The sequence below is a fragment of the Pseudomonas sp. MYb60 genome (assembly GCF_002979555.1).
GTDB lineage: Bacteria > Pseudomonadota > Gammaproteobacteria > Pseudomonadales > Pseudomonadaceae > Aquipseudomonas.
In genome coordinates, this window is the sequence record NZ_PCOZ01000008.1 from 344216 (window position 1) to 350303 (window position 6088).

General features: G+C 54.5%; 8 protein-coding genes, 4 tRNA genes and 1 rRNA gene. All 13 read right to left on the bottom strand.

The window, feature by feature from the left end; translation table 11 throughout:
• Window positions 1-61: 61 nt before the first annotated feature.
• Window positions 62-562 (bottom strand): 50S ribosomal protein L10, encoded by a 501-nt coding sequence (rplJ, locus tag CQ041_RS16720; RefSeq protein WP_016969477.1) that lies wholly within the window; start codon window positions 560-562, stop codon window positions 62-64.
• Window positions 563-761: 199 nt separating this feature from the next.
• On the bottom strand, window positions 762-1457 hold the full coding sequence (gene rplA, locus CQ041_RS16725) for a 50S ribosomal protein L1 (RefSeq protein ID WP_032884532.1): 696 nt from the start codon (window positions 1455-1457) through the stop codon (window positions 762-764).
• Window positions 1457-1888, bottom strand: coding sequence for a 50S ribosomal protein L11 (gene rplK / locus CQ041_RS16730; RefSeq protein WP_003176435.1), 432 nt, complete (start codon window positions 1886-1888; stop codon window positions 1457-1459). The genes rplA and rplK overlap by 1 nt, the downstream gene beginning before the upstream one ends.
• Window positions 1889-2005: 117 nt before the next feature.
• Window positions 2006-2539 carry a transcription termination/antitermination protein NusG gene (nusG, locus tag CQ041_RS16735; protein ID WP_003176436.1) on the bottom strand — a complete coding sequence of 178 codons (534 nt, stop codon included), beginning with the start codon at window positions 2537-2539 and terminating at the stop codon, window positions 2006-2008.
• A 9-nt stretch (window positions 2540-2548) separates the two neighbouring features.
• Window positions 2549-2917 (bottom strand): preprotein translocase subunit SecE, encoded by a 369-nt coding sequence (gene secE, locus CQ041_RS16740; RefSeq protein WP_105523500.1) that lies wholly within the window; start codon window positions 2915-2917, stop codon window positions 2549-2551.
• A 45-nt stretch (window positions 2918-2962) separates the two neighbouring features.
• Window positions 2963-3038: transfer RNA gene (locus tag CQ041_RS16745), tRNA-Trp, on the bottom strand.
• A gap of 161 nt (window positions 3039-3199) precedes the next feature.
• Window positions 3200-3275, bottom strand: a tRNA-Thr gene (locus tag CQ041_RS16750).
• Between the two features lie 26 nt (window positions 3276-3301).
• Window positions 3302-3375 (bottom strand) — tRNA-Gly (locus CQ041_RS16755).
• 24 nt (window positions 3376-3399) lie between these two features.
• Window positions 3400-3484, bottom strand: a tRNA-Tyr gene (locus CQ041_RS16760).
• A gap of 142 nt (window positions 3485-3626) precedes the next feature.
• Window positions 3627-4073, bottom strand: coding sequence for a hypothetical protein (locus CQ041_RS16765; RefSeq protein WP_105523501.1), 447 nt, complete (start codon window positions 4071-4073; stop codon window positions 3627-3629).
• Between the two features lie 7 nt (window positions 4074-4080).
• Window positions 4081-4830 (bottom strand): pantothenate kinase, encoded by a 750-nt coding sequence (locus tag CQ041_RS16770; protein WP_105523502.1) that lies wholly within the window; start codon window positions 4828-4830, stop codon window positions 4081-4083.
• Window positions 4820-5779 (bottom strand): bifunctional biotin--[acetyl-CoA-carboxylase] ligase/biotin operon repressor BirA, encoded by a 960-nt coding sequence (gene birA / locus CQ041_RS16775; RefSeq protein ID WP_105523503.1) that lies wholly within the window; start codon window positions 5777-5779, stop codon window positions 4820-4822. Before birA ends, CQ041_RS16770 begins: the two co-directional genes overlap by 11 nt.
• A gap of 178 nt (window positions 5780-5957) precedes the next feature.
• Window positions 5958-6073 (bottom strand): 5S ribosomal RNA (gene rrf, locus CQ041_RS16780).
• Between the last annotated feature and the right edge of the window lie 15 nt (window positions 6074-6088).

The window sequence follows — 6088 nt, forward strand, 5'->3', positions numbered from 1 at the left end:
TGGGGGACGGCCTACTCGGCCATCGAAATAAACAAAAATACGCGAGAGAAGTCGCTCAGCCTTAGGCTGCGGCGGCTTCTTTTTGCTCGCGAACTGCGGCCAGAGTACGAGCCAGCTTGCTGGTAGCGCCTTGAATCACGCTCATCAGCTGCGAAATGGCTTCGTCGCGGGTCGGCAGTGTTGCCAGTACGTCGATTTGGTTAGCTGCGAGGAACTTGCCCTCGAACGCAGCTGCCTTGATCTCGAACTTATCCTGACTCTTGGCGAATTCCTTGAACAAACGGGCAGCAGCGCCTGGATGTTCTTTGGAGAACGCGATCAGAGTCGGGCCGGTGAACACGTCGTTGAGGACACTGTATTCAGTGTCAGCAACAGCGCGCTTGAGCAGGGTGTTACGTACAACACGTACGTATACGCCAGCTTCACGAGCCTCTTTACGGAGTCCGGTCATAGCGCCTACTGTCACACCACGGGCATCAGCCACGACAGCGGACAGAGCAGCTTTGGCAGCCTCGTTGACTTCAGCGACGATGGCCTTCTTGTCTTCGAGATTAATTGCCACGGGTTTAACTCCTGCTTGTTACCGTTTCATCTGGCCGGAGCCGGATGTCGTTTTGGTGTCTGATTCGGTAAGGAACCGGGAGCACCATCTGCGTAGGCTTGTGGTTTAAGACTTGCGTCGCCTACGGTCTTGGATAGCCCCCGCCAGGCAGGGACCCCAATTTTTTCAATTGACGCGATCGCTCGCGCCAATCTGTGTCTTATACGTCCAGCGAGCCTTGGTCGATGACCAGACCTGGGCCCATAGTGGTGCTCAGGGTAACGCGCTTGACATAGATACCTTTCGAGGAAGCTGGCTTGATACGCTTCAGATCAGCGATCAGGGCTTCAACGTTTTCCTTCAGCTTGACGGCGTCGAAGCCGACCTTGCCAACGGAGGTGTGGATAATGCCGTTTTTGTCGGTGCGATAACGAACCTGACCAGCCTTGGCGTTTTTAACCGCGGTAGCTACGTCTGGGGTTACGGTGCCGACTTTTGGGTTAGGCATCAGGCCACGAGGACCCAGGATCTGACCCAACTGACCTACAACACGCATTGCGTCCGGGGAGGCAATAACTACGTCGTAGTTCAGGTCGCCGCCTTTCATTTCGGCAGCCAGGTCGTCCATGCCAACGCGATCAGCACCGGCAGCCAGAGCAGCTTCAGCAGCTGGGCCTTGGGTGAAGACAGCAACACGTACAGTCTTGCCAGTACCGTGTGGCAGCACAGTAGCGCTACGAACGACCTGGTCGGATTTACGTGGGTCAACGCCCAGGTTTACAGCAACGTCAACAGACTCGCTGAACTTGACAGTCGACAGCTCGGTCAGCAGAGCAGCAGCGTCTACAAAGCTGTAGGCCTTGCCTGCTTCGATTTTGCCGGCGATAGCCTTTTGGCGCTTGGTCAGCTTAGCCATTACACACCCTCCACGTTAAGGCCCATGCTACGAGCAGAACCGGCGATGGTACGCACGGCTGCATCCATATCAGCTGCAGTCAGATCCGCGTTTTTGGTTTTCGCGATTTCTTCCAGCTGAGCACGAGTTACGGTGCCAACCTTAACGGTGTTAGGACGAGCGGAACCGCTAGTCAGACCAGCAGCTTTCTTCAGCAGAACCGAAGCCGGGGTCGACTTGGTTTCGAAAGTGAAGCTACGGTCGCTGTATACAGTGATGATCACTGGAGTCGGCAGACCTGGCTCAAGACCCTGAGTACGGGCGTTGAAGGCCTTGCAGAATTCCATGATGTTCACGCCGTGCTGACCCAGAGCCGGGCCGACAGGTGGACTTGGGTTGGCCTGAGCGGCCTTCACTTGCAGCTTGATGTAAGCGGTAATCTTCTTGGCCATGAGGCACTCCAATTACGGGTTCAAACGCCTCGAAAGGCTCCCCGGTTACTTGCGCGTTTATCCCAGTGACGACAAAACCCCACAGCCTAGGACTGTGGGGTTGGGATGCTTGATCAGCTAGACCTTTTCGACCTGGCTGAACTCCAACTCTACCGGAGTAGAGCGACCGAAAATGAGCACTGCCACTTGGATCCGGCTCTTCTCGTAGTTAACTTCTTCGACAGTACCGTTGAAATCAGCAAACGGACCATCTGTGACACGAACAACCTCACCCGGCTCGAACAACGTCTTCGGCTTGGGCTTGTCGCTACCATCAGCAACACGGCGCAGAATTGCTTCCGCTTCCTTGTCAGTGATTGGAGCAGGCTTATCAGCAGTACCGCCAATGAAACCCATGACACGAGGAGTGTCCTTGACCAAGTGCCAAGTACCTTCATTCATGTCCATCTGAACCAGCACATAGCCAGGGAAGAACTTGCGTTCGCTTTTGCGCTTCTGGCCATTCCGCATTTCAACCACTTCTTCAGTGGGAACCAGAATTTCGCCGAAGCCATCTTCCATGCCTGCCAGCTTTACGCGCTCCAGCAAAGAGCGCATAACATGCTTCTCGTAACCCGAGTAAGCATGAACAACGTACCAACGCTTAGCCACGGGACACCCTTAGCCAACAATCAAGGAAACAAGCCAGCCGAGCAGGGAATCTAGACCCCACAACAGCAACGCCATAACCAGAACAACAGCCACCACAATCAAAGTGGTCTGCGTGGTTTCTTGGCGAGTCGGCCAAACGACTTTACGAATTTCGGTGCGAGCTTCCTTTACCAGGACCGCAAACGACTTGCCTTTTGCAGTCTGCAGACCAATGAAGGCAGCAACAGCAGCGAGGGCAAGCAGAGCGAGAACACGGTACAGGATCGGCGAAGCAGAGTAATACTGATTGCCAACAACGCCTACGACCACCAGAGCAACTACGGCGAGCCACTTGACGAGATCGAAACGAGAGCTTTTAGCTTCAGCCTTAGGAGTCATCTATGAAGATCCTGTGAAAAGAAAGCCAGACACACCACGTGAATCTGGCAGGTCAGGAGGGAATCGAACCCCCAACCTACGGTTTTGGAGACCGTCGCTCTGCCAATTGAGCTACTGACCTAAAACAAAATCAGGCCGACCATTATGCAGGCCTGAAAAAGACTTTACAACAACCAACCCCAAGAGACTTGAAACCACCTGACGTTCACGCCAGAAAAACCAGTATCAAGCCGAGATAGCTGTTAAAACAAAGGCAGATATTTTCATATCTGCCTTGTTATATGGAGCTCTTGAGCGGATTTGAACCGCTGACCTCACCCTTACCAAGGGTGTGCTCTACCAACTGAGCTACAAGAGCAAAACACCTTGCACAACCTGCAAACTTGGAGCGGGTAGCGGGAATCGAACCCGCATCATCAGCTTGGAAGGCTGAGGTTCTACCACTAAACTATACCCGCGGAGCTTGCAGCTCACGCTAAAAATGGTGGAGGGGGAAGGATTCGAACCTTCGAAGTCGTAGACGTCAGATTTACAGTCTGATCCCTTTGGCCGCTCGGGAACCCCTCCTAAGCGAGCCGGCATTTTACATCACGCCGACCTTCTGTCAAGCATTTTCTCATTTAAATTATGAGGTTAGCTGCATTGACCGTCGCTTCACACTGTAGGCCGTAAAGGCGTTCACTGCGAAGCGGGCGCCATTCTATGCAAACTATTCGAGACTTGCAACGCCTTCGCACAACATTATTTTATGTTTTAACTCATTGAATTCCTTAGCAAGGTTTTCAAAGGGCAGGTCATCCGCCAGGCGCCGGCTTTCCGGGGCAACGCGAACCCAGTACCCCGACACGTCCGGAGCACTCAACAATTGAATCCGGGCCTTTATATCCAGGCTTATAAGGCGCTGCTCAAGGGAAAGCACCTGGCGCCGATCGTTAAAGCCACCAATGTACAAACACAGGCTTTGATCATCCGGCGCTTTGGCCCGATCACGCCGCTGCGTAGCTTCAGAAGACTCACTCAGCAGGCGGATATCCTGCTGGGGACCACGATAAAGACTCAAAGGGGTGACATCCTTGGCCCTCAACGGCGCTTCTTGTTGATGCCACACATAGTAGAAAGCGTTGAGGACGAGTAGTAGTAGAAACAACCAACGCATAAACACCTCAGGACAAGGGGCACGCCATCGCCAGGCCGACGAAAACTAGATCAGGGACGAGCTGCGCCTGCGGAACCGCGTCTGCGACCAGGTCCGCATCCCCACCCGTCAGGAATACGGAGAAGTCACTTCCCCAGTATTTCTGAGCCAATTCAAGCTGGGTAAGCGCAAACCCTCTCAGCATCAGCACACAACCTCGCTCGACGGCTTCTACAGTCGTTCGTCCAGGCGAAAGGCGCTCCAAGGCTCTCTCAGCAGCCACGTCGTCATAGCGTATCTTGCGGGTATGCGTGCGCAGTTGATTACGCATGAGGGGCATTCCCGGGCAGATGAATCCGCCCAGGTGCTCACCGTCTGCACAGATGAAGTCAGCCGTGGCCGCCGTGCCGAAATCCAGTACCAGGCAGGCGCGGGACGCCAACTTGAACCCGCCAAGCATCGCCAGCCATCGATCCAGGCCTAAACGCTCGAACTCGTCATAACCGTTGCGCACACCGGCCATTTCGCGCGCCGATACTGCGCAAGAAACCTCCACACCAAAAGCGGCCTTCAGCGCCTCAACCAACTTGTTGGTTTCGTCCTGCGCCCGGACACTCACCAGACGACAGCGAGTGAGCAGCAAGCCTGGAAGCGCCCCCAGGCTTTCAATCAACGCCGCGTCCGAGCCCACGACACCCTCTGCGCTGACACTCACCTTCTGCGAGCCAAGCACGCGCCACTTGATAAAGCTATTTCCGCAGTCGAGCTCAAGAATCATCACGCAACCTCAGGCTTAACTCACCACCGCTGTATATTTTTTCAATGCCATCGACGCTCAAGCGTAACGCGCCCTGGCGATCCACGCCTTGCACCACGCCTTCAATTTGATTGACGCCTGCGATGAGAGATACCGCCCGACCCTGCCACAAGTGATTCTGCTCCCACTCCTGCTGTAGCGCTGCAAACCCGTCACTTTTATGGCGGGCAAGGTAACCCTGCAGTTGCTCGCCCAGTTGAGCGACAAGGCGATTGCGATCGACAGGCGAACCCGTTTCAAGCTGCACAGAAGTCCACTGCTGATCGACTTCCGCTGTTTTTTGCATATTTACGTTGATGCCGATTCCGAGGACAACATGGCAGATATCCGCCGGATCCCCGACCAATTCCAACAAAATACCGGCGATCTTCTTGTTTCCTACCAATACGTCGTTGGGCCATTTCAACCCAGCACCCTGCACGCCGGATTCACGCAAAGCCTGCATGACTGCGAGCCCCACGACAAGGCTCAGCCCTTCCAATTGACGCAGTCCACCGTCAATGCGCAGGACCAGGCTGTAATACACGTTCTGGGCGAATGGACTTACCCATTTGCGGCCACGTCGGCCCCTGCCTGCCGTCTGCTGCTCAGCCAGCACCAGGAACGGCGCAGCGCTGCCTGCGTCCACAAGCCGCAAGGCTTCGGCATTGGTTGAGTCAATCGAGTCGTAAATATGCACAGGCCATAGCGTAGAACGCGCGTGAGCGGTAATTTCTTCCGCATTCAGGAACATCAGTGGCGATGCCAATTGGTAGCCTTTGCCACGCACTTTATGGATAGGCAGGTTCAACTCGGCCTCAAGGTGCTGGAGCTGTTTCCAGACAGCACTGCGACTGACGCCCAGGGCGGCGCCAAGTGCTTCTCCGGAGTGGAAACGGCCATCTTTAAGAAGTTTTAACAACGTCAGCATGCAAGTATCGCCTCACAATGAGGCAGGCATGATAGCCATGCGCAGGGTCATTGCATAGAAAGCCTGCGTACCACAGTCGAAGTAGGCCTAGAACCTGTCTGATGCCAACGGCGACAGGCTTTTCACGCGCCCAAAACAAAACCCCATTTGCTTTCGCAAATGGGGTTCTGGAATTTAATCTTGACGATGACCTACTCTCACATGGGGAAACCCCACACTACCATCGGCGATTCATCGTTTCACTGCTGAGTTCGGGATGGGATCAGGTGGTTCCAATGCTCTATGGTCGTCAAGAAATTCGGGTACTGA

Excerpts from the sequence above, each read along its gene's own strand:
- CQ041_RS16765 (WP_105523501.1), bottom strand. The coding sequence starts at position 4,073 with ATGCGTTGGTTGTTTCTACTACTACTCGTCCTCAACGCTTTCTACTAT.
- birA (WP_105523503.1), bottom strand. The coding sequence starts at position 5,779 with ATGCTGACGTTGTTAAAACTTCTTAAAGATGGCCGTTTCCACTCCGGA.
- rplK (WP_003176435.1), bottom strand. The coding sequence starts at position 1,888 with ATGGCCAAGAAGATTACCGCTTACATCAAGCTGCAAGTGAAGGCCGCT.
- secE (WP_105523500.1), bottom strand. The coding sequence starts at position 2,917 with ATGACTCCTAAGGCTGAAGCTAAAAGCTCTCGTTTCGATCTCGTCAAG.
- CQ041_RS16770 (WP_105523502.1), bottom strand. The coding sequence starts at position 4,830 with ATGATTCTTGAGCTCGACTGCGGAAATAGCTTTATCAAGTGGCGCGTG.
- rplA (WP_032884532.1), bottom strand. The coding sequence starts at position 1,457 with ATGGCTAAGCTGACCAAGCGCCAAAAGGCTATCGCCGGCAAAATCGAA.